Source organism: Streptomyces sp. L500, assembly GCF_054551825.1.
On record NZ_JBTOLC010000006.1, the window covers coordinates 186,848 to 211,186 of the forward strand.

Here is a 24,339-nt window from a genome sequence, read left to right on the forward strand (position 1 = left end):
AGCACGGAGGTACGAGCCGGTTCAGCGCCGTTCGGTGTGCCCGGCCCCGAAGGGGACGCGGTGGCCGACGCCCGGGGGCACCGGGAGGGCGGCGGCGGGGGCCTGGATCCGGGTGGCCCTGCCGTCCGCGACGCGGGCGACGGGGGTGCCGGCGGGCAGGGTGAGGGTGAGCTGGGTCTGGTCGGCGGCGGGCGTGCTCCAGCCGGAGCGGGCGCCGGCGTACGCGGACCCGAAGGCGGTGCCGCCCTGGCCGGTGGTGCCGACCGGAACGGTCGCGGTGGTGTGGAGCCCGGCGGGCGTGATGACGGTGACGGCGTTGCCGACGCGGTAGCCGGTGACCTTGCCCGCGGCCACGGCGGCGCTCCAGGCGGCGCGGCGGCTCAGCTCGTCGCCGATGTCGCGCTGGCGGAGGTTCACGAGCGGGGTGTTGTCGGCGTAGAGGCCGGCGTAGTCGGCGAGGACCTTCTCCAGGACCGTGTAGCCGATCCGCTCCTCGGAGAGGTTCGACTGGTGCATGAAGTGCGGGCGCGGGTCGTTGGCGAGGACGTGGCCGAGGGCGATCCGGGCCTCGAGCGGGGCGATGTAGGTCTGGAAGCCGGTCTTGACGTCCAGGGGCTTGGACAGGCAGGTGGTGGTCTCGGGGAACTTCTCGCAGGTGCCGCTGCCGCCGTCGGCCTTCTTGGTGTAGAGCCAGTTGTACTCGTCGGTCTGCTCGGTGGCCTTGCCCACGTTGTAGTACACGTTCATGGGGTAGCGGGGCACGGTCAGGGCGGTGCCGACCGGGCGCTGCTCACGCTCGCGGGAGGTGTCGCTGGCGATCCACTTGACGCCCGTCTGGGCCAGGACCGGGGCGAGTTCGGGGTTGTCCTGGGGCTGCTGCGGCGTGGTCTTCAGGCCCGAGTGCTCGCCGGTGACCAGCTCGTCCTTGTCCAGGCTCAGGCCCTGGCGGGCGGCCCAGCGGAGGTTCTCGTCGACCTGGTAGCCGATGGTCTGCCGGCTGACCCAGCGCGTCTTGCCGGTGGCGTCGGTGACGCACTTCCAGGGCACGGAGGTGGTGTCCTGCTCGCAGCCGAGGAAGGCGTGGGTGTAGGTGTGGTTGATCCAGCGGAAGGACTTCTGGTCGGCGACGAACTGCTGGAGCAGCGGGTCGGGCGCGCCGCCGTGCGAGGCGCGGTACTCCTCGCTGCCGACGCCGTTGTAGGCGAAGTCGATGGGCAGGTTGTGGGCGGCGGACCACTGCTTGGCGTACTGCGCGTCGGCGGCGGTCATGCGCAGCGAGGGGGCGCTGGGGTCGGGGTTGCCGGGGCAGTCGACGTCGCCGGGGGTGCACTTGAGCTTGGTGTCCCAGCGGTCGTCGGCGGCGAAGACATCGTCGACGTGGACGCCGAAGTAGTTGCGGGCGGCGCCCAGGTGGACACCCCGGGTCAGCCACTCGACGATGCCCCGGGAGACCAGGCGGAACTGCGTCTGGTAGCGGTTGGCGACGAAGGTGACGACGAGTTCGCTGCGGCCTTCGTGGTCGTACTGGCCGATCAGCGAGCCGCGTCCGGAGCCGCCGGGGACGGGCGCGTCGACGAGGCTGGTGTAGCTCGCGCCCTTCTCCTGCTGGGCCAGCGGTACGGCGACGTAGCCGTAACTCTCCTTGACGGCGGGGTCGTTGTCCTCGAAGGGAACGTTTTTCTTGAGGTAGCCGAAGGGCCCGGCGGCGCCCGCCGTGGTCACCTGGGCGGTCTGCCCGTCGAGGGGGCCGGCGTAGCCGCCCGTGTCGGGGGTGTTCAGGCCGACGGCCGGGCGGGCGTAGGTGTAGGCGTCGACCTGCCGGATGCCGAATCGTTTCTCGTAACCGGCGAGGGCCGTCATCTCGGCGGAGTCGGCGCCGAAGGGATTGTCGTTGGGCAGCACCACGCCCTGGAATTTGGCTCTCGGTCTGCCGTCCAGGGTGTCGCTGAGGAACGCCTCGTCGACGCGGGGGCGGGCCGCGTCGGCGAGGTCGAGTCTGGTGTACGGGGTGCCGGCCGCGTCGAGTTCGGCGCGGATGGCCTCGACGGCGGGGCCGCCGTCGTCCACCAGCAGTAAGCGGAGGTCGATGCGCGGCGGCAGGTCCGCCGCGCTCGCGCTGCCCGTGGGCAGCGCCATCGTCAGCATCGCGGCGGCGGCCCAGGCCGCGACCGCGCGCGTCGTACGCCCCATTGTGTGTCTCCCCCCGGACGGAGGTGCGCGCGGGGTGCGCGGGCCTCCGTACCTGATACGTGCACGGCGCCCCTGACGAACGCCGTCACACTTCGAGTGATCGCGAGCGGCCCCCTGGCGGCCGGATCCCCACTCCGGCCGCGAACGCTCCTCCCCTGCCAGGGAACGGACGCCGATGTCCGGTTCCCAGCCGCGCGCCCAGGAGCCCGGGGCGCGCGACGACGACGCGGGCTCCGGGCACGGGGGTGCCACGGCTCCGAGAGACATCGCTGCCTCTCGACCGCTCAGCCATATAGTGCGTCATGCCCGAAGCCCGCGCGGGGCGCACCGGGGACTCGCCCGGGGGCCCCGGAGGGGCGTTGGCCGAAAGCCGCCGCAGCCTCCGGCACCCCGTCGCACCGGCCCGTGGGGGGCCGTCCGGGGCCATTCCCGAGGTGACCTGTGTCAACTTCCGTATACAACGTCACCGGACGTGTGTTCAGGGGCCGGAGGCACATCCGCCTCCGATGGTTCCGGGCGTCACGAGATCGGCCTGATGACGGCTGTCCGGAATGACCGTTCCACCCGCTATTCAAGCGCCGTGACCGTCAACTTCCCTGCAAAGAACGGACGGTAACCGTCCGGACCCGATCGTTCAGGCCCGCGGGACGGTACGGAATCACCCTTCCGGGTCCGGGGTGTCACGTGTCAACCATGTTGCGGACGGGGGACGTTGATCCTTGAAGGACCGTCGGGGAGCGGGAGCGGCAGCGGAACGGGGGGCGGCCTGATGGGTCGTGGGCGGGCGGGGGAGCTGTGCGTGGGGGCGGTCGTGTCGCGGACGGGGCGGCTCGCACGGCTGGGCGACCCCCTGTCGTACGCGCTCGGCAGACTGGCGCCCCGGCTGGCGGGCGGGGTGCGCGGCCGGCCGGTCCGGCTCGCCTGGCGCGACAGCCGCTCCGGCCCCGACGGGGCGCGCCGCGCGGTCGCGGAACTCGTGCGCGACGAGGGCGCCTCGGTGGTGGTGGCGATGGGCGGCACACGGGTGCTGCCGGCCGTGGCCGACGCCTGCGAGGTGCTGGGCATCCCCTGTCTGTCGACGGGCTTCCCCTGGCAGGCGTACGCCCTCGACCGGGGCGCGGAACCGGGGCGCGCGTTCCGCTGGACGTTCCACTTCGGGTGGGGGCTGGACGACATCGCCGCGGTCTTCGCGGAGATGTGGGAGCGCGTGGGGCCGCGCCGCACGGTGGGCTGCCTGTGGAACGACGGGCCCCAGGGACGGGCGCTGCGCCACCCCCGGCACGGCTTCGCGCCCGTGGCGGCCGCGCGCGGCCACACCCTCGTCGACCCGGGCGGCTACCGGGAGCCGGCCACCGGATTCGCGGGCATCGTCCGGCGGTTCAAGGAGGCCGGGACGGATGTCGTCACCGGTGCGGCCACCGTCGCGGACCTGGCTCTCTTCCACCGGCAGGCCCGCGAGGCGGGGCTGCGCACCCGGCTGATCACCTGCTCCCGCTGGCTGGCCCACCCCCGCTTCACGGCGGCCCCGGACGGGCTGACGAACGCCCGGATCGCCACGCTCGTCTACTGGACGCCCCGGCACCCCTACCGCTCCTCGCTGGACGACACCACGGCGGCCCGGCTCGCCCACGACTACCGGGCCACCACCGGCCGGCCCTGGCTCCAGCCCCTGGGCCCCGCCCACGCCCTGCTGGAGGCAGCCGTCCACGCCCTGACCACCGCCCCCGACCCCACCGACCGCCACGCGGTCGCGGCCGCCCTCGGCACGACCCGGCTGGCCACGGTCGCGGGCCTCCTCGACTTCACCACGGGCCCCGTCCGCAACGTCGCCCTGCTCCCCCTGATCGGCGGCCAGTGGCGCCCGGGCCGGGACGGAACCCGCGAACTGGCCCTGGTCACCAACGCCCGCCTCCCCCACATCAGACGGGACGCGGACCTGACGGTCGGGCTCTGAGCCCGACGGCTGGTGCCGCCGGGGCCCTTGACACTCCAGGGGCTGTCATGGACATTCCCATCGCCGGAGTCCGCAGGCGCTTCCCACCCCCCGTCCCTGCTGGAGTTCATGTGAACAGACACCGGACCCCCCTCGTCGCGGCCCTGCTCACCGTCCTGGCCGCCCTCGGCGCCACCGCACCCGCCACCGGTGCGACCGGTTCCACCGCGCCCGACCCCGGCGCCCCGCACCGGGGCGTGGTCACCGGCGCCCGTACGCCCGACCGCGCCCCCGGCGGTTCCTCCGGCCGCGACCGCGCCGTCCGCGCGTTCGAGAACGGCCGCCGGGCCAGGGCCGGCACGTGGGCGCACCACCCGCCGACCGCCACCGGCCGGCCCGCGGCCGACGTCACCCACAACTGGTGGGGGATCTTCCCCCGGCCCGGCTCGCACGACGGCGTCACGGCCACCCACACCGTCGACCCCTCCTACAAGGTGTCCAGCGCCGACGACTTCACCTACGCGCCCACCACCAAGGCCCAGAACTCCTGCATGGAGATCGTCACGGCCTACTGGAACAGCGGCGACGAGATCTGGGCCTGGGACTGGTGCGGCAAGGGCGGGCCGGCGAAGGTGCTGGCCGTCGACGCGGACTTCCTCGCGACGTACACCACCGGCACCGGCGGCGGGCGGAGCTACAGCGTGCAGCTGGTACGGGACGCGGCGAGCGGCAACCGCTGGTCCTCGTACCTCTACAACGTGCGGACGCGCAGCTGGAACCTGCTCTACCAGCAGTCCGGCACCGACCGGAGCGGCCTGGCCCACGGCTGGGACATGTTCGAGATCTACGCGAGCGTCGACCCCGCCACCGGCGTGGGCCACTACTGCACCGAGGCGCGGAACACCGTCTTCGACAGCAGCGCCATTCAGTTGCGCGCCAACGGCGCGTGGAAGCCCGCGAGCCCGACGGACGCGCCGTGGACGGAGGACCGGCCCGACGGAAGCGCGTTCCTCTGCCCGCCGCTGCGGTTCGTCGAGGCCGGGGCCAACGACCACTGGACCGTGCGGCGGTGACGAGCGCCGCACGCGTGGCCGGGCCACGGCGGCCCGGGCCGCTCAGGCCACCGCGATGACGATCTTCCCGGTGAGGTGCCCGTGCTCGCTGGCGCGGTGCGCCTCGGCGGCCTCCGCCAGCGGGTAGACGCGGTGGATCGGCAACTGGAGGATCCCCGCCTCGTGGAGGGCGAGGGCGGCCTCGATCGCGGGCACCGTGCCCATTCCCGTGCCGCCCGAGCTGAAGCGCGCGCCGTGGCGCCGGGCGCCCTCCGCGTCGGCGATGGACAGCACCCGGCCGGGGTCGCCGGTCACCTCCACCGACACCCCGACCGCGTCGCCCTTGCCCACCGCGTCCAGCGCCGCGTCCACCCCCTCGGGAGCGATCCCCCGCACCCGGCCGGCGAGACCCTCCCCGTAGGTGACGGGGAGGGCGCCCAGCCCCCTCAGGTACTCGTGGTTGAACTCGCTCGCCGTGCCGATCACCCGGACGTCCCGCGCGCGGGCGAACTGCACGACCAGGGTGCCGACCCCGCCGGCCGCGCCGTGGACCAGCAGCGTCTCCCCGGCCCCCACGCCCAGCTCGTCCAGGCTTCGCAGCGCCGTCTCGGCCGCCACCGGCAGGGCCGCGGCCTCCTCCCAGGGCAGCGAGAGGGGCTTGACCACCAGCTGGTCCGCCCGGGCCAGGGCCGCGTCGGCGTAGGCGCCGGTGAGCGTACGGCCCAGGACGGCGTCCCCCGCGCACACCTCCGTGACGCCCTCGCCGACCGCCTCCACCACCCCGGACGCCTCCACACCGGGGACGTGCGGCAGTTCGGTGGGGAAGACCGCTTCCATGGCACCACTGCGGATCTTGTGGTCGAGCGGGTTGACGCCCGCGCAGCGGACGGCGATCCGGACCTGCCCGGGCCCGGGGGCGGGCAGGTCGGCGTCGCCGAGCCGGAGCACTTCGGCGGGGCCGAAGGAGCTGAAGGAGATGGCCTTGATCTTGGTCATGGAATCACCATCATCGAAAATCAGGATTTTCCGTACCAGGCTGGCCGTCCTCCCCCCCGATTTCGCCCTACGCCCCGGAACTGGACCCGGAGCTGGACCCGGCGCCCGCGGTCGCGTCCCGGGCCGGCTCCTCCGCGAGCCGCTTGACGCCCTCCAGGGTGGCCCGGATGCCCTCCCGCAGCTCGCCCAGGCGCATGGCGAGGATCTGCTCCTCGCGGTCCGGCATGCGGCTGATCGCGGTGCTGAGCCCGGAGGGCGCCGGCCCGACACGCACCGACTGCCGCAGCAGCGTCCCCCCGTCCTCGGGCCGGAGCTCGAACTTCCAGGTGGCGAGGGGGAAGGCAGGATCGGCGGGCCCGCCGCCGAACCGGTTGTCCGGGTCCGTGACGGCCCAGCCGAACAGCCGCTCGGGCTCCAGGGCGACGATGTGCGAGACGGTCCGCCACTCGCCGACCATGGGATGGCGGTTGTGGCCCTCGAAGGCCGCGCCGAGCGCCGGACCCGTGGCGCCGTCCAGCCACTCGACGCGCTGGAGTTCGGTGCTGATCCGGGCGGGCAGGCCGATGTCGGCCACCAGTCTCCAGACCTCGGCCGGGGCCGCGCCGATGTGGACCTCGTCGTGGACGCCGGGCCCGTCCGCGTAACGCATGCGATCTCCTGAAGCTGCTGAAGCTGCCGGGTGCGTGACACCTTGTCGAACAACAGTCTGCACCCGGAAGGGGGTGTTCACCCGGACGTACGGCGCACGTCACACCGGCCGGAGGATCCTGGGAGGGTGACAGCGGTCTTCGTGGTCTCGGTGCACGACGTCGCCCCCTGGAGCTTCTCGCGCAGCCGCCGGTGGCTGGCCGAGCTGGACGCGCGGGGGGTGCCGGCGACGCTGCTGCTCGTGCCGGGCGCCTGGCGCGGGCCCCGGCTGCCGGACGACCCGGCCCTGGTGCGCTGGCTCCACGAGGCGGCCCGACGCGGGCACGAGCTCTCCCTCCACGGCTGCACCCACCGGGCCGTGCCCGGCGGCCCGCCCGCGCGGCGGTGGCTGAACTCCCTGCTGGCGCGCGGCTGCGCGGAGTTCTGCGCGCTGGACGAACCGGAGGCCCACCGCCGGCTCTCGGCCGGTCTGGCCGCCCTCGCCTCCGTGGGGATCGCCCCGGAGGGCTTCACCCCACCGGGCTGGCTCGCCTCGCCGGGATCGTTCGCGGCCCTGCGCGCGGTGGGCCTGGAGTACACCACCAGCCACTTGGCGGTGCACGACCTGCGCACCGGCGCCCGGCACCGGATGCCGGCGCTCTCCCACCGGCCGGGCGGCCTCGGGGAACGGGCCGGGGCCCGTCTGATGCGGGCGGCGGCCGGCCGGTGGTCCGGGCGCGGCAGGCCCTTCCGCATCGCCCTCCACCCGGCCGACCTGGACCGGCCGGGCCTGCGCGAACTCGCCCTGGAGGCCGTCGACCTCGCCCTCGCGGCGGGGGCCCGCCCCTGGACGTACGCCGGCCTGGTGCGCGCCCTGCGGCGCCCGGGGGACGACGACGCGTGAGGATCGTCCAGCTCGCCAACTTCCACGGCCCGGCCTCCGGCGGCCTGCGGACCGCGCTGGACGCGCTCGGCCGGGGCTACGCGGCGGCGGGCCACGAACGGGTCCTGATCACCCCGGGCCCCCGGTACGCGGCGTGGCGCGACGCCGCCGGGCTCCGGGTCGTCCTGCCCGGCGTGCCGGTGGGCGGCGGCTACCGGCTGATCTGCACCCCGGCGGCGCTGCGCGCGCTGATCGCGCTCCTGGAGCGCCTGACACCGGATTCCGTCGAGGTGTCCGACAAGCTCACCCTCGTCCACGCCGCGCACTGGGCCCGTGCGCGGGGCATACGGGCGGTGCTGCTCTCCCACGAACGTCTGGACGCCGTCCTGGCGCCCCGGCTGCCGCTGGGGGCCGCCGCGCTGAGGCGACCGTCGGACGCGTGGAACCGGCGCCTGGCCCGCGCGTTCGACGCCGTGGTGGCGGCATCCGCCTTCTCCTGCGCGGAGTTCGCGCGCGTGGCGGCCCCGGCGCTGTACCGGGTACCGCTCGGCGTCGACCTGGACGTCTTCGCGCCGTCCGAGTCCGTCCCCGGAACGGTGGCGCGCCTGGTGTACGCGGGCCGCCTGTCGGCGGAGAAACTCCCCCATCTGCCCCTGGAAACCTTGCGCGTACTGCTGCGTCGCGGCGTCCCGGCCCGCCTGGACGTCCTGGGCACCGGCCCGGAGCGCGGCCGCCTGGAACGGCGGGCGTACGAGGCGGGGTTGCCGGTGCGCTTCCACGGCCATGTGGCCGACCGCCGCACCGTGGCCCGCGCGCTCGCGCGGGCGGACGTGGCGCTGGCCCCCTGCCCGGTGGAGTCCTTCGGCCTCTCGATCCTGGAGGCCCTGGCCTGCGGCACCCCGGCCGTCACAGCGAACACCGGCGCGTCCCCAGAACTCCTCGCCCCCGACGCGGGGCTGGCCACCCCCACCACACCGGAGGCGACGGCGGACGCGGTGCTCCGCCTGCTCTCCGTCCCCGAATCCCGCCGCCGCACGGCGGCACGGAAACGGGCGGAGCAGTTCCCGTGGGAGCGCACGGTGCAGGGGATGCTGGCGGTGCACACACGTGCGGGTGAACGAAGTTTCCCTGATCCGTAATCTCCGCCGACATGGCCGGACTTGGGGCCCGGAAGGGATATGCTCACCCCTGGCGGCGCACTCTCGTGCGCCCCCTCTCTGAGGACCGCTTCTTCCGGACGCTCGCCCTGGGCGCCCGGCAATGGGTGCCCTCCGGAGCGCCACCGGCCATGGCGCACCTGTAGAGAGGGGGCGCCCATGGGGCGTCACCGCAAGGAGCGACCGACGTGGTTCGTCCGGACTCAGGTCCGGCGGATGGCGAAGCGAGCTGCCGGGGCGATTTTCACCGCCCTGGTCAGCTACGCCGTCCGGGAAGGGCTGAACCAAGCCCTGAATCACAAGGACGGCCCGCTGTCCCACAAGCAAGATGGGGCAGATGACCGTTAGCTCCTCGAAACCCTCGGCGTCGGTGGCCGCCGACGCTGAGGGTTTCACCATGCCATACCGTCTGACCCGGTGCAACGGCATCGCGTCCGGAGCCCGTTCGCGCCACAATCTCGCCCCATGACCGTGCGCGCCATGTTCCTCTCCCCCGCCACCGGCCCCGCCCTCCGCGAAGCCCGGTTCGACGACGGCTCGGCGCTCGACGAGCGCGGCATCGCGCGCGCCCGCGCGGTCGCCGGGGCCGTGCCGCGGGCGTCGCGGCAGTTCACGGCGCCCTCCCGTCGCTGCCGCGAGACGGCCGCCGCCCTGGGGCTCTCACCGGAGCCGGAGCCCGTCGCCGGGCTCGCGGACCTGGACGTCGGCCGGTGGCGGGGCCTGGGCCTCGACGAGGTGGCCGTCGCCGAGCCGGAGGCCGTGGCCGCGTGGCTGGGGGATCCCGGAGCCGCGCCGCACGGCGGCGAGTCGGTGCTCGCGCTCGTCGGCCGGGTCGGCGCCTGGCTCGACGGGCTCGGGGACGGCGACGGCCGGGTGCTGGCCGTCGCCGAACCCGCCGTGATCCGGGCGGCGGTCGTGCACGCCCTCGCGCTGCCCCCGGAGACGTTCTGGCGGCTGGACGTACAGCCGTTGACACTGACCGCGCTCAGCGGCCGGGCGGGGCGGTGGAACCTGCGGTGCGGGGAGGCCCTGGGATCCACTACGTCGTAGCGGGTCAGGCCGGGTACGGGTACGGGTGGAACCCCCGTCCCGCCTTGCGGCCCAGCAACCCCGCCTCCACCATGCGCCGCAGCGACGGCGGCGCCGCGTACAGCGGTTCGCGGAACTCCTCGTAGAGCGACTCGGCGATCGACAGGACCGTGTCGAGGCCGATGAGGTCGGCCAGGGCGAGCGGGCCCATGGGGTGGGCGCAGCCGAGTTCCATGCCCGTGTCGATGTCACGGGCGGCGGCGAAGCCGGACTCGGCCATGCGGATCGCGGAGAGGAGGTACGGGACGAGCAGCGCGTTGACGACGAAGCCGGCCCGGTCCCGGGAGCGGATGACCTGGCGGCCCAGCGTCGCGGTGACGAACTCCTCCGCCGCGCGAAGGGTGTCGGCGCCCGTGTGGAGCGAGGTGACGACCTCGACGAGCGGCATGACCGGCGCGGGGTTGAAGAAGTGCAGGCCGATGACGCGGTCCGCCCGCGTGGTGGCCATGCCCAGCCGCATCACGGGGACGGACGAGGTGTTGGTGGCCAGGACCGCCGCCGGATCCTCGACGATCTTGTCGAGGCCGGCGAAGACGTCCGCCTTGACGTCGGCGTCCTCCACCACGGCCTCGACGACGAGCTGCCGGTCGGCCATGTCGTCGAGGTCGGCGGTGAGGACGATCCGGGCGAGGGCGGCGTCGCGCTCGTCCGCCGTCGCCCCGCCCCGGGCGACGGCCCGGTCGAGCGAGCGGGCGATCCGTTCGCGCGCGGCGCGCGCGGCCGTGGCGTCGACCTCCCGGACGACCGTGTCGAGCCCGGCGCGGGCGCACACCTCGGCGATGCCCGCGCCCATCCGCCCGCCGCCGACGACGCCGACACGGCTGATCGGGGTGCTCGTCGGGGGGCCGGTTTCCGCCTGTTGCATGTCCCCTCCCGGGAAGCGAGGTCTGAAACGTGCGAAGCCTTGCGAAGAAACGGAACGCCTGCGAAAGCCGTCGGCCCGGCCCCCCTCAGGGCCGGGCCGGCCGTACGACGACCGTCCCACCGGCACGGCACGTCCGTCGACGCTGGCCGCGTGCCGATTTCCGCGAAGAATCCACAGCCGCTTTGCGAACGTTGCCAACCCCACTACGCTCGCGGGCATGGGCAGGACCTACGCCGGCGCCCGATTACGCCGGCTGCGCGAGGAACGGGGGCTCAGCCAGGCCGAGTTGGCCCGGCGGCTGGCCGTCTCGCCGAGCTACCTCAATCAGATGGAGCACGACGCCCGGCCGCTGACCGTACCCGTGCTGCTGCGGCTGACCGAGGCGTTCGGCGTGGATCCCGGCTTCTTCGCCGAGCGGGACACCTCCCGGCTCCTGGCGGACCTGCGGGAGGCGCTCGCGGACGGGCCGGAGGGCGGCCGGGTCTCCCCCGCCGAGCTGAGCGAGCTCGCCCACCGGCTGCCGACGGTGGCCCGGGTCCTGCTCGACCTCGACCGCCGCAACCGCGCGCTCACCGAACGGGTCGCCGAACTCGCCGGGGACCGGGGGCCGGACGAGGCCGCCGTCCTGGGCCGCACCCCGTACGACGAGGTGCGGGAGTTCTTCTACCGGCGCCAGAACTACCTCCACGACCTGGACACGGCCGCCGAGGGCCTGGCGGCGGGGATCGGGCTGCGGCGCGGCGAGGTCCGGCGGGCGCTGGCGGCGCGGCTCGCCGAGCGCCACGGCGTCCGGCTGGTCGCCGACGCCGAGCAGCAGCACCGCTACGACCCGGCCGCCCGGGTGCTGCACTACTCGCCCCGGCTCCGCCCCGGCCAGCAGGCCTTCCGGATGGCGACGCAACTGGCGCTGCTGGAGTACGGGCAGGAGCTCTCCCGGCAGGCGGCCGAGGACTTCACGGAGGACTCCCCCGCCTGGACGCCCGCCCGGATCGGCATCGCCAACTACTTCGCCGCCGCGCTGATCCTGCCGTACGCCGTCTTCCACGCCGCCGCCGAGGAGACCCGCTACGACGTCGAGCGCCTCGCCGACCACTTCGGGGTCGGCTACGAGACCGTCTGCCACCGGCTGTCCACCCTGCAGCGGCCGGGGGCGCGGGGCGTGCCGTTCTCGTTCGTCCGCGTCGACCGGGCGGGCAACCTCTCCAAGCGGCAGTCCGCCACCGGCTTCCACTTCTCCCGGGGCGGGGGCACCTGCCCGCTGTGGAACGTCTACGAGGCCTTCGCCTCGCCCGGGCGGGTCCATGTGCAGATGGCCGCGATGCCGGACGGCCGGCGCTATCTGTGGACGGCCCGCACGGTCACCCGCTCCCGGGGCGGCTGGCACGAGCCCCGCAAGACCTTCGCCATAGGTCTGGGCTGCGAGATCCGGCACGCGCACCGGCTGGTCTACTCCGCCGGCCTCGACCTGGCCGACGCGTCGGCCGCGACGCCCATCGGCATGGGCTGCCGGGTCTGCGAGCGGCTGGACTGCCCCCAGCGGGCCGTGCCGCCGCTGGGACGCCGCCTGGCCGTCGACGAGAACCGCACGACCTTCGTGCCGTACCCGGTGGAGCCCTGACGAACGAACCGGAGCGCGAGGTTTCCGGTACGGCTATAGGATGAAAAAGGCCCTCTTTCAGGAAACCGCGTCCCGTCGTTTGCCCTCTCTCCAGGAGACCCCCCGTGAAGAGGAGCGACAACCGTGGGCCTTACGTCCCAGACCTTCCTGCTGACCCTGGTGGTCATAGCCGTCGCGGTGACCGCGCTGGTCCTGTGGCTGTGGCCGCGGGCCGCGAAGAAGGGGCCCCTGGCGTTCGCCTCCCGCCTCGGGATGCTCGTGCTCGTCCAGCTCTGCGTCCTGTCCGTGCTGCTCGTCGCGGCGAACAACGAATTCGGCTTCTACTCCACCTGGAAGGAACTCCTCGGCCAGAACTCCCGTAAGCAGGCCGTGCGGGCCGGTTCGGGCAACGGCAAGCGGCCGCCGGCCCTGACGGTCAAGGGCCAGGAGCCCGTCGGACTCGGCCCCAAGGAGAAGGCCGGACAGGTGGACCGGATCGAGATCAACGGCCCGGTGACCGGGCTGAGCATGGACGGCTTCGCCTATCTCCCGCCCCAGTACTTCCAGAAGGGGCACGAGAAGGACACCTTCCCCGTGATCATGTCGATCACCGGGCAGCCCGGCCAGTCCATCAACCTCATCACCAAGGCCAAGGTCCCCCAGGCCGCCTCCAAGGCCGTGATGACGGGACAGATGAAGCCGACGATCGTGCTGATGCTGCGCCCCTCGGTGGTGGCGGACCGCGACACCAACTGCACGGATGTGCCCGGCGGTCCGCAGGCGCTGACCTTCTTCAACCAGGACGTCCCCCTAGCCGTCAACGACGTCTACCGCGCCGACAACACCCGTGGCGCCTGGGGCGCGGTGGGCAACTCCACCGGCGGCTACTGCGCGTTGAAGATGGCCATGACCGCCCCCTACCGTTACGGGGCCGCCGCCGGCCTGTCCACCGACCTCTTCGCCCGCGAGGACCGCGACACCGGCGACCTCTACGCCGGCAACAAGCAGATCAAGAACGAGTCCGATCTGACGTGGCGTCTGGAGCACATGCCTCCGCCGCCGGTCTCCCTGCTCCTGGCCGCCAGTGAGAAGGGCGAGGAGAAGTACTACGCGCAGATGCAGAAGTTCGCCGGGAAGGCCAAGCCGCCCACCAAGGTGGAGAAGCTGGTGCGCGAGGAGGGCGGCCACAACTTCGTCACCTGGCGCGAGGAGTACCCCGTGGTGTTCCGCTGGCTCGACAAGGAACTCGCCACCCGCCGCTGACGCCCGCGCGCACACGGCCTTCACCAGCGGAGGGGAACGGTATCGGTCGGCGCCACGTCCCAGCCAGTGTGGCCCGAAAGCGCACGGCTCCGTACGCCGTACGCGGGGGGAAGGGGCGTACGGCATATGGACACGGAACGCCGCAAACCACTGCTGGCCGGGCGCTATCGGCTCATGGAGCAGCTCGGCCGGGGCGGCATGGGCATCGTCTGGCTGGCCATGGACGAGGTGCTGGACCGCGAGGTGGCCGCGAAGGAGGTCCAGGCCCCGGAGCGGATGAGCGCCGACGACGTACGCGTCCTCTACGCCCGGCTGAAACAGGAGGCCCGCGCGGCCGCCCGGGTCAGCCACCCCAACGTCATCACCGTGCACGACGTGGTGGAGCAGGAGGGCCGCCCCTGGATCGTGATGGAGCTGGTGCGCGGGCAGTCCCTGGACGCCGTCCTCCGCCAGGAGGGCGTGCTGACGCCCAAGGAGGCCGCCCGCATCGGCGCCCTGGTGCTCCAGGCGCTGCGCGCCGCCCACGCCGTGGGGGTGCTCCACCGCGACGTCAAACCGGCCAACGTCCTGCTGGAGGCCGGGGGCCGGGTCGTCCTCACCGACTTCGGCATCGCGCTCGTCGAGGGCGCGGGCACCCTCACCCGCACCGGCGACCTCATCGGCTCCGCCGAGTACCTCGCCCCCGAGCGGGCGACCGGCAAGCGCCCCGGCATCCCCTCCGACCTCTGGTCGCTGGGCACCCTGCTGTACGTGGCGGTCGAGGGCGTGTCGCCGTTCCGGCGCGGCGACGCCCTCAGCACGCTGCGGGCCGTGGTCGACGACCCGCTGGCGCCGCCCCGGCGCGCCGGCCCGCTGACGCCGCTGCTGGAGGGGCTGCTGCGGAAGGACCCCGCCCGGCGGATGGGCTCGGCCGAGGCCGAGCAGCTCCTGGACGCCGTCGCCACCGGTCGGCTGACGGAACAGCCGGGGTACGTGCCCACGACCCTCGACGAACCGGTGCGCGCCCGGACGGAGACCCCGTCCCCCCTCCCCCTGCGGGAGACGCCACCGCCGTTCACGCCGACGCCCACCCCGCCTCCGACGCCGACGCCGTCCCGTGCTCCCACGCCGACGCCCACGCCGTCACCGACGCCGAGGCCCTGGGCCGGGCCCTCCCCCATCGGCTCCCCGACCCCGCCGCCCGTGCCGGTCGGGCTGCAGCAAGGGGGCCTCGCCACGCCCCTGGTCGGCCCCGGCTACGGCGATCCGCGCCATCCCGGGTACCCGGTGGGCCCGGATCCGGATCCGGTGCCGGACCCCGGGCGACGGAAGGCCGCCTGGATCGTGGCGGCCGTCACCGCGCTGGTCCTGGTCGCCGGGGGCACCGCCGGGGTGATCGCCTTCCGGGACGCGGGCGGCGGCGCGGGGACGCCGGGCGGCGGGCCCACCGCCCCGGTCTCCCAGGGCGTCGGCGGCGGCCAGGACGGGCAGAGCCAGGCCCCGGCCACCGGGGCGACGGGGGACGACGGGTCCGGGAATCCTTCGCCCGCCCCGTCCCCCACCTACGAACCATCTCCCAGCGCCCGGACCTCGTGCGGCGGTGGCTGGGTGACGTCGTGTTAGTCACGCTATCGGGGGTGTGAGTGTGCAACGGACCAGGATCGTCTCACTGCTGGCGGTGCCCGTGCTGCTGGCCGGCGCGGGGCTGACGGCCTGCTCGTCGGACGGGGGGAAGCAGTCGAAGATCGCCCTGGAGGCGGCGGGCGTGGTGGCGGCGCAGCCGTTCGTCCAGGCCCCCGGGGCCGACATCCAGGGGGTCAAGGCCGTCCCGGTGACGGGAGGCACCACCCGCGCCGACGCCAAGGGGGCCTTCGGCGGCACCCCGGGCCAGACCCACTGCGACCGGGCCAAGCTGATCGACCAGCTGACCCAGGACCCTGTGAAGGGGAAGGCCTGGGCCGAGGTGCGGGGCATCGCCTTCGACAAGATCAAGGATCACATCAACGGCCTCAACGAGATCACTCTCGTCCAGGACACCCTGGTCGAGAACCACAACTACCAGGGCGACGGCAAGACCGTCGCGTACCTCTCCGTCCTCCAGGCGGGCGTCACCATCCTTCAGGACGACTACAGGAACCCGGCGGTCAAGTGCAACTGCGGCAATCCGCTGGGCAAGCCGGAGGACGTCGACCGGAAGGGGTCCACGTACACCGGGACCAAGTGGGAGCGCTTCGAGGTCACGCAGGTCACCGTGATCGAGGCGCGCACCATCGAGGAGGGCCCCCTGAAGTCGGTCTCGCTCGTCGACGTCCGGCAGCCCGACAAGGCGTTCGACCGGCCGGCCAAGGGCGACGGCTCGACCGACGGAAAGCCGTATACGCTGCCGCCGCAGGCGCGGCCCGGCGGGTCCGGTTCCCCGTCGGACGCGGGATCCGGGTCTCCCTCCGGTTCCGCTTCCGGTTCCCCGTCCGAGCCTGGAACGGGCTCTCCGTCGGGCTCCGCCTCGGACTCCCCATCCGGCTCGGGCTCGGGCTCGGCGTCAGGGCAGGGCCCGTCGTCGACGCCGTCCCACTCGTCCACCCCGTCCGGGAGGGGCACCGGCGGCACCGGCGGCCACAGCCCGTCGTCCGGCGGCAATCACACGCCGTCCAAGCATTCGTCGCTCCCGGCCCCGACACGGACCGGTGGCGGTGGCACGGGCGGTGGCATGGGCGGTGGCACGCACACGGCCCCGCCGAAGTCGCTCGCCCCACCACCGCCCACGTCCGGCCATACGCCGGGCACGGTCCCGACGCACGCCACCACCGCCGCCCCCGTGCACACGACGGCCGTGGCGCCCCCGCCCGTCCACACCACCGCCGTGGCCCCGCCCGTGAGGACGGCGGCCCCGCCGGAGCGGAAGACCGAAGCCCCGCCGGAGCGGAGGACCGAGGCTCCGCCGGAGCGAACGGCGGCGCCACCGGCCGTCAGCCCGCCAGCTCCGAACGGGCACGCGCCAACCGGCTATCAGTGATCTCGTACGTGGGTGACGCGAACAGCCCCCGCGCCCGCCTCCCGGGGTCGGGGTGGGGGTTGCGGCAGAGCCACCCGGCGAGGTCGCGGAGCTCCAGCATGGTGGGCACGGTCCGGCGCAGCGCCCCGGGGTCGCCGGTGAAGGCCCGCTCCAGGACGCACAGCAGCAGCGCGTAGACGTCGTCGAAGCGGTCGGCGGCCCGCCGGACCTCGCCGCCCGGCGGGTAGTCGGCGACCCGGGCGGCGGGGTCGATGGGGTGGACGTCGTGCCAGGTCACCGCGAGCGACGGGCCGGTCGGCCCGGTGGCGGGGGTGTCGTGGGGCCCGTAGGTGCGCTGCCGGAGGATCTCGTCGAAGCGGAAGTAGTGCGCGGGCTGCCGGGCCTCGCCGAACAGCCGGTCGTCGGAGTCGAAGACGGTCCGGTCGGCGCCCTCGCCCTGCTCGGTGATCACGCGCAGGGCGGTGAGCGCCGAGGCGAGGTCCGTGACGGGGAAGGCCTCCCCGCCGGAGTTGTAGAAGTCCCGGGGCCCCACCTGGCGGGCGGGATCGCCGCGGAAGAGCTCGCGTTCGCCGAGTCCGTCCGCCAGCCGGAGCACGCCCTCGCGGATGGTGCGGTAGAACTGGCCGACCGAGGTCCAGCCGTCGTCCTCGCGCACCGACGGGTGGCCGGGCGGCTCGGCCACGTACGCGGGCCGTTCGACGGCCAGGAAGGTCTCCAGCGCCTCGACGCCGAAGTGGCGCAGGGCGACGGTGACGTCGTCCCTGCTGAAGGGCAGCCGGGCGGGGTAGGCGCTGACGAACCGCGAGTGGGCCACGAGGGGCCGGCCGCCGACCGCGTTGAGGAGGTTGGCGACGAGCGTCATGTGGAGCATCTCCTCCAGCACCACGCTCCGGATGACGAAGAAGGCGGGGCGGTTGGTGCCCGCCCGCAGGGTGTGCATGGCGGTCAGGTAGGGCGGGATGGTGAGGTGTTCCAGCGTCAGCGCGGCCTGGAGGAACAGCTGGAGGTCCGCGCGGTCGCGCGGCACCCGGAACGGAGGCTCCGGCAGGACCGCACGCGAGGGCGCGGCCGCGGTCATGACGATCCTCCCGGCTGCCGGACGACCAGGGGCCGGCGCAGCTCCGCGAGGTCGCGGTCGACGGCCTCGGCGCTCCGCAGCGCGAGCGCGGCCATGGTGAGCGAGGGGTTGGAGGTGCCGACCGAGGGCATGCTGCCGCAGCCGACGGCGTAGAGGTTGGGGTGGTCCCAGCAGCGCTGCCACGGGTCAACCACGGATGTCGCGGGCGAGTCCCCCATGATGTGGGTGCCGGCCGCGTGGCCCGCTCCCTGGAAGACGTAGTCGCGCCCCTCGAAGCGGTACCAGCCGGGCGCGGCGGGCCCCGGCGCGTGGACGGTCCGGTCGTCGGCGCCCAGTAGGGCGAAGAGGCGGGCGGAGACGGCCCTGGCGGCGGCGATGCCGCGTTTGACGTGCTCGGACAGGTCGTAGGTGAGGACGGGCCGGGGGTTGCCGAGCGCGTCGCGGTGGCGGGGGTCGAGGGTGACGCGGTTGCGGCTCTCGGCGTCCTGTTCCATGGCGAACTGGAGGCACAGCTGGCGGCCGACCTCGTGGCCCAGCGTCTCGCGCAGCGCGGTGCCGAAGAGGCCCGCGCCGCGCGGCGCCCCGGGGTCGGCCCCGATGCCGAGGAGACGGGCGACGTCGCTCGCCGGAGCGCCGGTGGGCCAGCTCCAGCCCCAGTTGGCGATCTCGACGCGGAAGGGGGCGCGGGCGCGCCGGGCGGGCCCGGTGCGGAAGCACTCCAGGCCGGAGGTGGAGCCAGGGCCCCGGAACGGGCCGACGGGACGGTTCAGCAGGCCCCAGGTGAGCAGCGTGGGGTGGTCCATCAGGTTCCGTCCGACCTGGTCGCTGCTGTTGGCGAGCCCGGAGAGGAGCAGCAGCCGGGCGTTCTCGACGGCGTGGGCGGCGAGGACGACGACGTCCGCCTCGACCGTGTGGGTGGTGTGCGCGGGGGCGGCGGGATCGTCGTAGCGCTGGTACTCGACGCCGAGGACGCGTCCGTCGCCCGCGACGAGCACCCGGTTGACCACGGCGCGGGCGCGGAGGGTGACCCGGTGGCTCCAGGCGGCCTGGGTCTTGCGGGCGTCGTACTTGGCCTGGACGGGGCAGATGGGGACGCAGGAGGCGTTGCCGACGCACCGCTGGCCGTAGTTCGGCAGGCCGGTGGCGCCCACGGGACGGTAGTGGTCGTGGCGTGGGTCGGGGGTGCCGTTGCGGGCGTGCGGGGTGGTGACCACGCGCAGGACGGTCCCGGCTCCGTCGGGCGTCTCCCGGAGGGGCACGCCGTCGAGGCGGGCGGCGAGGACCCGGTCGATGTGGCTGCGGGGGATCGCGCGCATCGGGTAGGCGTAGCCGGGCGGGAAGGGCAGGCCGATCGCTTCGCGCTGCTCGTCGGCGTCCCCGGCGGCGCCCAGGGCGTGTTCAGCGGCCCGGTAGTGGGGTTCCAGGTCGGCGTAGCCGAGGGGCCAGTCGCGTCCGTAGCCGTAGTCGGCGCGCACGGCGAAGTCGTCCGGGTGCATCCGGGGCACCAGGCCCATCCAGTGGAGGGTGGTGCCGCCGCAGACGCGCAGGTAGTCGCTGGCGTAGGGCAGGGGGCCGTCCTGGAGGAAGTAGCCGTGGGCCCGGTAGCCGCCGGACGGCAGGCCCTCCAGGTCGAGGACGTCCGGGGAGGGGGCGGCGGCGTTGGGCCGGTAGGGCGCGTTGGGCACCTTCGCGAGGGCCGCGTAGTAGGTGTTCAGGGCGTCGAGGTGGCCCGGCCAGGTGTCCAGGGTGCGGGTGCCGGCCTCCAGGACGAGGACGCGCCGGCCGCGGTCGCCCAGGTGTTTCGCGACGAGGGAGCCGGCGAGCCCGGCGCCGACGACGATGACGTCGTGACGCTCCCCGGCGGTCACGCCACGTCCCCCGCCGCGCGGTCCGGGGTTCCGGGGGGTGGGTCGGCCCAGGTGCCGAAGCCGGGGGCCCGGGCGCCCGGCGGGTGGCCGTGGAAGGTCCGCCAGGCCAGGCCCTCGGTCCAGGCCTCGGGCGAGACGACGAAGGCGGTGTTGGGCGTCTCCCGGCCGAGCGCCGTGTGCGTGGCGCGGGCCAGGGAGGGCCAGACGCCCAGGTACCACAGGTGGGTGATGGCCCGGGCGATGTCGCGCGAGACCTCGTCGGCGAGGGCCCCGGGGTCGTCCCCCGCCGCCGTCAGGTCGTCGAGGAAGCGGCCCACGGCCGCCCGGCCCAGCTGGTCGAGGGTGGTGTCGTGGTACAGCCGGACCATGCCGGTGCCCCGGAGGTCGAATTCGTCGAAGCCGGTGAGGCGTACGGACAGTTCGACGAACCCGGCGCATTCCGGGGGCACTCCGGGTGGTTCGTGCGCTGTTGTCGCAGGGTGCTGGGTGTCCATCCGTACTCCCCCCGTCGGTACGCCTGCCGCATTTCTAGCGGAGCGTCCGCAATGGGCGGAAGAGGGCTGAACGCCCTTCGTGCCCCCGGATGTTGCCCGGGGGCGCACCCGTGGTTCCTCAGCGTCGTACGAGGTCGCTGGGGTCGGTGTTGGCGCCGCAGACGACCACGGCCACGCGCTCGCCCTCGGCGGGCGCGTACGCGGCGTCCGCTCCCCCGGCCAGGGCGGCGAGGGCGGTGGCGGCGGCGTGTTCGACGGCCAGCCTGCGGTCGTCCCAGAGGGCCTGGCGGGCGCGGACGATCGCGGTGTCGGGCACCAGCACGGAGCGCACACCGGGGTCCCGGGCGATGGTCAGGGCGGTGCGGGAGGCCCGGCGGGCGCCGAGCGCGTCGGCGGCGACGGAGTCGACGGGCACGTCGACGACCCGGCCGGCCTCCAGCGCGGCGTTCAGCGCGCGGCAGCCCTCGGGCTCGACGGCGACCGTCCGCACGCCGTGGTGGCGCGCGGCGGTGGCGACACCGGAGAACAGCCCGCCGCCGCCGACCGCCACGACCACGGTGTCCAGCCCGGGCACCCGCTCCCGGATCTCGTCGACGAGCGTGCCCGCCCCGGCCGCGATCAGCGGGTGGTCGTAGGCGTGGCTGGCCAGGGCGCCGGTGGTCGCGGCGAACTCCTCGCAGGCCGCCAGCGCCTCGGCGTACTCGGCGCCCACGAGGCGGACGTCCGCGCCGTAGCCGCGCAGCTTGGCGACCTTGACGTGCGGGGCGTTCTCGGGCAGGAAGACCGTGGCCCGCACCCCCTGGAGCCGGGCGGCCCACGCGCAGGCCAGCCCGGCGTTGCCACCGGAGGCGATGGTCACGCCGGCCTCGGGCAGTGTGCCGGCCTCGCGGTGGGCGGCGAGGAAGTTGTAGGCGCCGCGCGCCTTGAAGGAGCCGGTGTGCTGCATGTGTTCCAGGGCCAGCCACACGCCGTCGTCGCCCTCGGCGACGGTGACGGGCCGGGTGCGCCCGGCCAGCCGGTCGGCGGCCCGCTTGACGTCGTCATAGGTGAGATCGCACACGCCCCTGCTCCTTCGAATGAACGGATCACTCCACGGTACGGGATCGTTTCCGGTGGCGTCCCGGCCGGATGGCCCTACTTTCACCGGCTGTTCACGGGGTATGGGGTCTGACGCGGGCTCAGCGGCCGTCGTCGCGGGCCCAGCGGCCGTCGTTCAGAGATCGTTGCCCGCGTAGGAGAGGTTGAAGCTCTTGTTGGCCAGGGGGAAGTCCGGGACGATCGTGTCCGCCAGGGCGACCGGGAGCGCCGGCCAGTTGAGGAACGACGGGTCGACGATCTTCACACGGGTCAGCACCGAGCCCGGGACGAGCTCGACGCGGGTGGCGATCGTGCCCCGCCAGCCCTCGACGAGCCCCACGCCCGAGCGGGGGCCGGGGGCCGCCGGGCCGGGCTCCGGTGGCACGGCCACGGCACGGCCGGGGGCGAGGCCGTCCGCGAGGTGTTCGAGGAGCGCCAGCGAGGTGTCGGCCTCCTCCGCCCGGACCAGGAACCGGGCCAGCACGTCGCCGCCGGAGTGGACCGGGACGCGCAGCGCGGGGCCGTAGTCGCACAGCGGGTGGGCGAGGCGCGCGTCGGCGGCCAGGCCGCTGGCCCGTGCCACATAGCCCAGGCAGCCCAGGTCCCGGGCGGCCGCGGTGGTGAGCCGGGCCGTGCCCGTGAAGCGGTCGCGGACGGTGGTGTGGCCCAGGGCCAGCTCCACGATCGAGCCGATGTCCTCGCCGAGCGCTCGCAACCGTCCCGGGCGGGGCACGGACCGCAGTTCGGCGCCGCCGAGGACGACGCCGCCGCGCAGCAGCCGGTGCCCGGTGACCTCGCGGTTGAGCCTCAGCAGCTCCTCCCGGACGCGCTGGGCCTGGGCGTTGAGGACGCCGTGGCCGACGTCGTTGCACAGCGCGCCCAGGTCGGCGACGTGGTTGTGGAGCCGTTCGAGCTCCAGGAGCAACGCCCGCGCGCGGCGGGCGGTGCCGGAGACGCGGACGTCGAGGGCCTCCTCCACGGCCAGGCAGTAGGCCAGCGCGTGTCCCACGGCGGTGTCGCCGCTGACGCGTTCGGCCAGCGGCAGCCCGCGCCCGGGGGTGCGGCCCTCGAAGAGCTTCTCGACGCCCTTGTGGGTGAACCACAGCCGGGCCTTCAGTTTGATGATGGTCTCCCCGACCACGGAGAACCGGAAGTGGCCGGGCTCGATCAGCCCGGCGTGCACCGGCCCGACCGGGATCTCGTAGACGCCGTCGCCCTCGACCTCCAGGAAGGGGTACGGCCCCTCGGGCTCGGCGAAGGGCGGGGGCGGTCCGGCGTCCGGGCTCATCGGGTACCAGCCGCGCGGCCAGTGGAAGTGCCGCACGAGCCGGTGGGGCAGCGGGTGGTCCCGGGGGACGATGCCGTACAGGTCGCGCATCTCCCGTTCGAACCGTCCTCCGGGGAAGGACAGCCGGGCCAGCGTGGGCAGTTCCGGTGCGTCGGGGTCGAGGCGCACGTGCAGTTCGGTACGGGTGTCGGGCGGACCGGAGACGAAGAGGTACACGACCCGTACGGCACGGTCGCGGTCGCCGTGGGCGGGGTCGTGGTGGGCGGCGACCAGGGCGAGGCGGTGGCCCGCGCGCAGCAGCGCGGCGAAGCGGCCGGGCAGTTCGGCGGCGTCGGTGTCGGTGACGGTCCGGGATCCGGTGGCCGTGTCGAGGGACTCCATGGCTCACCGTCCTCCGACGATCGCGGCGGCGGCGGTCAGCAGCCCCGTGAGCGGCCCGGTGCTCACGCCGAGGGCCGCGCACAGCACCAGCCCGCCGGCCAGCGGGACCGCCTCCGCGGCGGGCAGCCGCGCGGGCGGGCCCGGCAGGGGCGGCGGGCCCAGCAGCATCCGGGCCGCCCGGGCGCCCAGCGCGGCGAACGCGACCAGCAGCAGGATCAGGACCACCCCCATGACCGCGCCCATGCCGGCCGCGAACCCGGCCCGTACGAGCCCCAGTTCGGCGGTGAACAGCCCGAACGGCGGCAGCCCCAGCAGGGCCAGCACGGCCAGCGCGAACAGGGCGCCCGCCCCGGGCGCCTGGGCCAGCAGCCCGCGCACCCGGCCGATGCGGCTGGTGCCGCGCAGCCGCAGCACGTGCCCCGCCGCGCGGAAGGCGACGGTCTTGGCCAGGCCGTGCCCCGTGATGTGCAGCAGCATCGCGGAGGCCGCGAGCGGGCCGCCGACGGCGGCGCCGAGGGCGATCAGGCTCATGTGCTCCATGCTCGAGTAGGCCAGCATCCGCTGGTGGTCGCGCTGGGCCAGCAGCAGCGCGGCGGCCAGCGCGAGGGTGAGCAGGGCCGTCGCGGTGAGCAGGGTGCGCGTCCAGCCGGGGCCGAGGGCGGCGTCCGCGATCACCTTGTAGCGCAGCAGGGCGGTGAAGGCGACGGAGGACAGCACCCCGGACATCAGCGCGGAGACGGGCGCGGGCGCCTGGCCGTAGGCGTCGGGGAGCCAGGCGTGCAGCGGCGCGAGCCCGGCCTTGGCGCCGAAGCCGAGGACGACCAGTCCGGTGCCCAGCCGGGTGACGGCCGGGTCGAGCTCCCCGGCCCGGGCGGCGAGGGCCGGCCAGTCCAGCGCCGACGCCTCGGGGATCCCGGCGCGGCGGGCCGCGTAGTAGAGGAGCACGGTGCCCAGGAAGGCCAGGGCGATGCCGGCCGAACAGATCAGCACGTACTTCCAGGCGGCCTCGACGGAGGCCCGGGTGCGGCTGTGGCCGACCAGGAAGGCGGTGAGGATCGTGGTCGCCTCGATGGCGATCCAGACGATCCCGAGGTTGGCGGCGAGCACGGCGGTGGCGAGCGTGCCGAGGAAGGCGTGGACCAGGGCGTGGTAGCGCCGGGCGGTCCGGGCCTCGGGCCCGGACGCCGCGCACGCCAGGACGGCCACGGCGCCGACCGTCAGCAGCATCCACACGCCGAGCGCGTCGGCGCGCAGCCCGTACGCGGCGACGGGCCCGTGCCGGGTGACGGTCCGGGCGAGCGCGACGGCGCAGGCGAGGACGGTGAGGGGGGAGACGAGCGCGAGCCACGGGGTGACGGCGCGGGGGATTCTCCCCCGGCCCGCCTCTTCACCGAACCGCGGCTCCGCCCCGGACCCCGACGGGTCCTGGCCCGCCGGGCCCGGGACGGGGGCCCGCCGCCACCGGCGGAGGCGCGGGCCGATCCCCGGCCCCGGGGGTGCGAATGGCAT

Annotated in this window: 19 protein-coding genes; 9 read left to right on the forward strand and 10 right to left on the reverse strand. The window is 74.6% G+C overall.

Features of this window, described 5'->3' with window-relative positions:
- Window positions 1–21: 21 nt before the first annotated feature.
- Window positions 22–2,190 (reverse strand): hypothetical protein, encoded by a 2,169-nt coding sequence (locus tag ACX9I7_RS09490; protein WP_387572626.1) that lies wholly within the window; start codon window positions 2,188–2,190, stop codon window positions 22–24.
- Window positions 2,191–2,959: 769 nt separating this feature from the next.
- Here ACX9I7_RS09490 and ACX9I7_RS09495 point away from each other — a divergent pair.
- Window positions 2,960–4,144, forward strand: coding sequence for an ABC transporter substrate-binding protein (locus ACX9I7_RS09495; RefSeq protein WP_459387056.1), 1,185 nt, complete (start codon window positions 2,960–2,962; stop codon window positions 4,142–4,144).
- A 110-nt stretch (window positions 4,145–4,254) separates the two neighbouring features.
- Window positions 4,255–5,196 carry a carbohydrate-binding protein gene (locus tag ACX9I7_RS09500; protein WP_387572630.1) on the forward strand — a complete coding sequence of 314 codons (942 nt, stop codon included), beginning with the start codon at window positions 4,255–4,257 and terminating at the stop codon, window positions 5,194–5,196.
- A gap of 42 nt (window positions 5,197–5,238) precedes the next feature.
- On the opposite strand, the gene ACX9I7_RS09505 is transcribed toward ACX9I7_RS09500, so the two are convergent.
- Both ACX9I7_RS09505 and ACX9I7_RS09510 read right to left on the reverse strand, forming a co-directional pair.
- Window positions 5,239–6,162, reverse strand: a complete 924-nt coding sequence (locus ACX9I7_RS09505) for an NADP-dependent oxidoreductase (RefSeq protein ID WP_387573048.1) — start codon at window positions 6,160–6,162, stop codon at window positions 5,239–5,241.
- Window positions 6,163–6,238: 76 nt separating this feature from the next.
- Window positions 6,239–6,820 carry an SRPBCC family protein gene (locus tag ACX9I7_RS09510; RefSeq protein WP_459387057.1) on the reverse strand — a complete coding sequence of 194 codons (582 nt, stop codon included), beginning with the start codon at window positions 6,818–6,820 and terminating at the stop codon, window positions 6,239–6,241.
- Between the two features lie 126 nt (window positions 6,821–6,946).
- Between ACX9I7_RS09510 and ACX9I7_RS09515 the strand changes: the two genes are divergently transcribed.
- The 3 genes from ACX9I7_RS09515 (at window position 6,947) to ACX9I7_RS09525 (ending at window position 9,888) form a co-directional block, all read left to right on the forward strand.
- The gene (locus ACX9I7_RS09515) at window positions 6,947–7,702 is read left to right on the forward strand and encodes a DUF2334 domain-containing protein (RefSeq protein ID WP_387572636.1); all 756 of its coding nucleotides are present in this window, start codon (window positions 6,947–6,949) and stop codon (window positions 7,700–7,702) included.
- On the forward strand, window positions 7,699–8,820 hold the full coding sequence (locus ACX9I7_RS09520) for a glycosyltransferase (protein WP_459387058.1): 1,122 nt from the start codon (window positions 7,699–7,701) through the stop codon (window positions 8,818–8,820). Before ACX9I7_RS09515 ends, ACX9I7_RS09520 begins: the two co-directional genes overlap by 4 nt.
- Window positions 8,821–9,303: 483 nt before the next feature.
- Window positions 9,304–9,888, forward strand: coding sequence for a histidine phosphatase family protein (locus tag ACX9I7_RS09525; RefSeq protein ID WP_459387059.1), 585 nt, complete (start codon window positions 9,304–9,306; stop codon window positions 9,886–9,888).
- 4 nt (window positions 9,889–9,892) lie between these two features.
- Here ACX9I7_RS09525 and ACX9I7_RS09530 read toward each other — a convergent pair whose 3' ends face one another.
- Complete coding sequence (locus tag ACX9I7_RS09530; protein ID WP_459387060.1) at window positions 9,893–10,792, reverse strand: 3-hydroxybutyryl-CoA dehydrogenase; 900 nt, start codon at window positions 10,790–10,792, stop codon at window positions 9,893–9,895.
- Between the two features lie 217 nt (window positions 10,793–11,009).
- Here ACX9I7_RS09530 and ACX9I7_RS09535 point away from each other — a divergent pair, with 217 nt between their 5' ends.
- From ACX9I7_RS09535 to ACX9I7_RS09550, 4 genes are all read left to right on the forward strand, one after another.
- A complete protein-coding gene (locus ACX9I7_RS09535) occupies window positions 11,010–12,410 on the forward strand; it encodes a short-chain fatty acyl-CoA regulator family protein (RefSeq protein WP_459387061.1) in 1,401 nt (466 codons plus the stop codon).
- 123 nt (window positions 12,411–12,533) lie between these two features.
- Window positions 12,534–13,652, forward strand: coding sequence for an alpha/beta hydrolase (locus tag ACX9I7_RS09540; protein ID WP_459387062.1), 1,119 nt, complete (start codon window positions 12,534–12,536; stop codon window positions 13,650–13,652).
- A 126-nt stretch (window positions 13,653–13,778) separates the two neighbouring features.
- Window positions 13,779–15,254, forward strand: coding sequence for a serine/threonine-protein kinase (locus ACX9I7_RS09545; protein WP_459387063.1), 1,476 nt, complete (start codon window positions 13,779–13,781; stop codon window positions 15,252–15,254).
- Window positions 15,255–15,276: 22 nt separating this feature from the next.
- Entirely contained in the window at window positions 15,277–16,644 is a 1,368-nt protein-coding gene (locus tag ACX9I7_RS09550; RefSeq protein ID WP_459387064.1) for a DUF6777 domain-containing protein, read from the forward strand.
- On the opposite strand, the gene ACX9I7_RS09555 is transcribed toward ACX9I7_RS09550, so the two are convergent.
- From ACX9I7_RS09555 to ACX9I7_RS09580, 6 genes are all read right to left on the reverse strand, one after another.
- Window positions 16,598–17,722: a ferritin-like domain-containing protein gene (locus tag ACX9I7_RS09555; RefSeq protein ID WP_459387065.1), complete on the reverse strand. Its 1,125-nt coding sequence runs from the start codon at window positions 17,720–17,722 to the stop codon at window positions 16,598–16,600. The genes ACX9I7_RS09550 and ACX9I7_RS09555 overlap by 47 nt on opposite strands.
- On the reverse strand, window positions 17,719–19,590 hold the full coding sequence (locus ACX9I7_RS09560) for a GMC family oxidoreductase (RefSeq protein ID WP_459387066.1): 1,872 nt from the start codon (window positions 19,588–19,590) through the stop codon (window positions 17,719–17,721). The genes ACX9I7_RS09555 and ACX9I7_RS09560 overlap by 4 nt, the downstream gene beginning before the upstream one ends.
- Window positions 19,587–20,084 (reverse strand): hypothetical protein, encoded by a 498-nt coding sequence (locus ACX9I7_RS09565; RefSeq protein WP_387572661.1) that lies wholly within the window; start codon window positions 20,082–20,084, stop codon window positions 19,587–19,589. Before ACX9I7_RS09565 ends, ACX9I7_RS09560 begins: the two co-directional genes overlap by 4 nt.
- 118 nt (window positions 20,085–20,202) lie before the next feature.
- Window positions 20,203–21,144 (reverse strand): serine/threonine dehydratase, encoded by a 942-nt coding sequence (locus ACX9I7_RS09570; RefSeq protein ID WP_459387067.1) that lies wholly within the window; start codon window positions 21,142–21,144, stop codon window positions 20,203–20,205.
- A 153-nt stretch (window positions 21,145–21,297) separates the two neighbouring features.
- Window positions 21,298–22,830 carry a hydrogenase large subunit gene (locus ACX9I7_RS09575; protein WP_387572666.1) on the reverse strand — a complete coding sequence of 511 codons (1,533 nt, stop codon included), beginning with the start codon at window positions 22,828–22,830 and terminating at the stop codon, window positions 21,298–21,300.
- A gap of 3 nt (window positions 22,831–22,833) precedes the next feature.
- Complete coding sequence (locus ACX9I7_RS09580; RefSeq protein ID WP_387572669.1) at window positions 22,834–24,339, reverse strand: proton-conducting transporter transmembrane domain-containing protein; 1,506 nt, start codon at window positions 24,337–24,339, stop codon at window positions 22,834–22,836.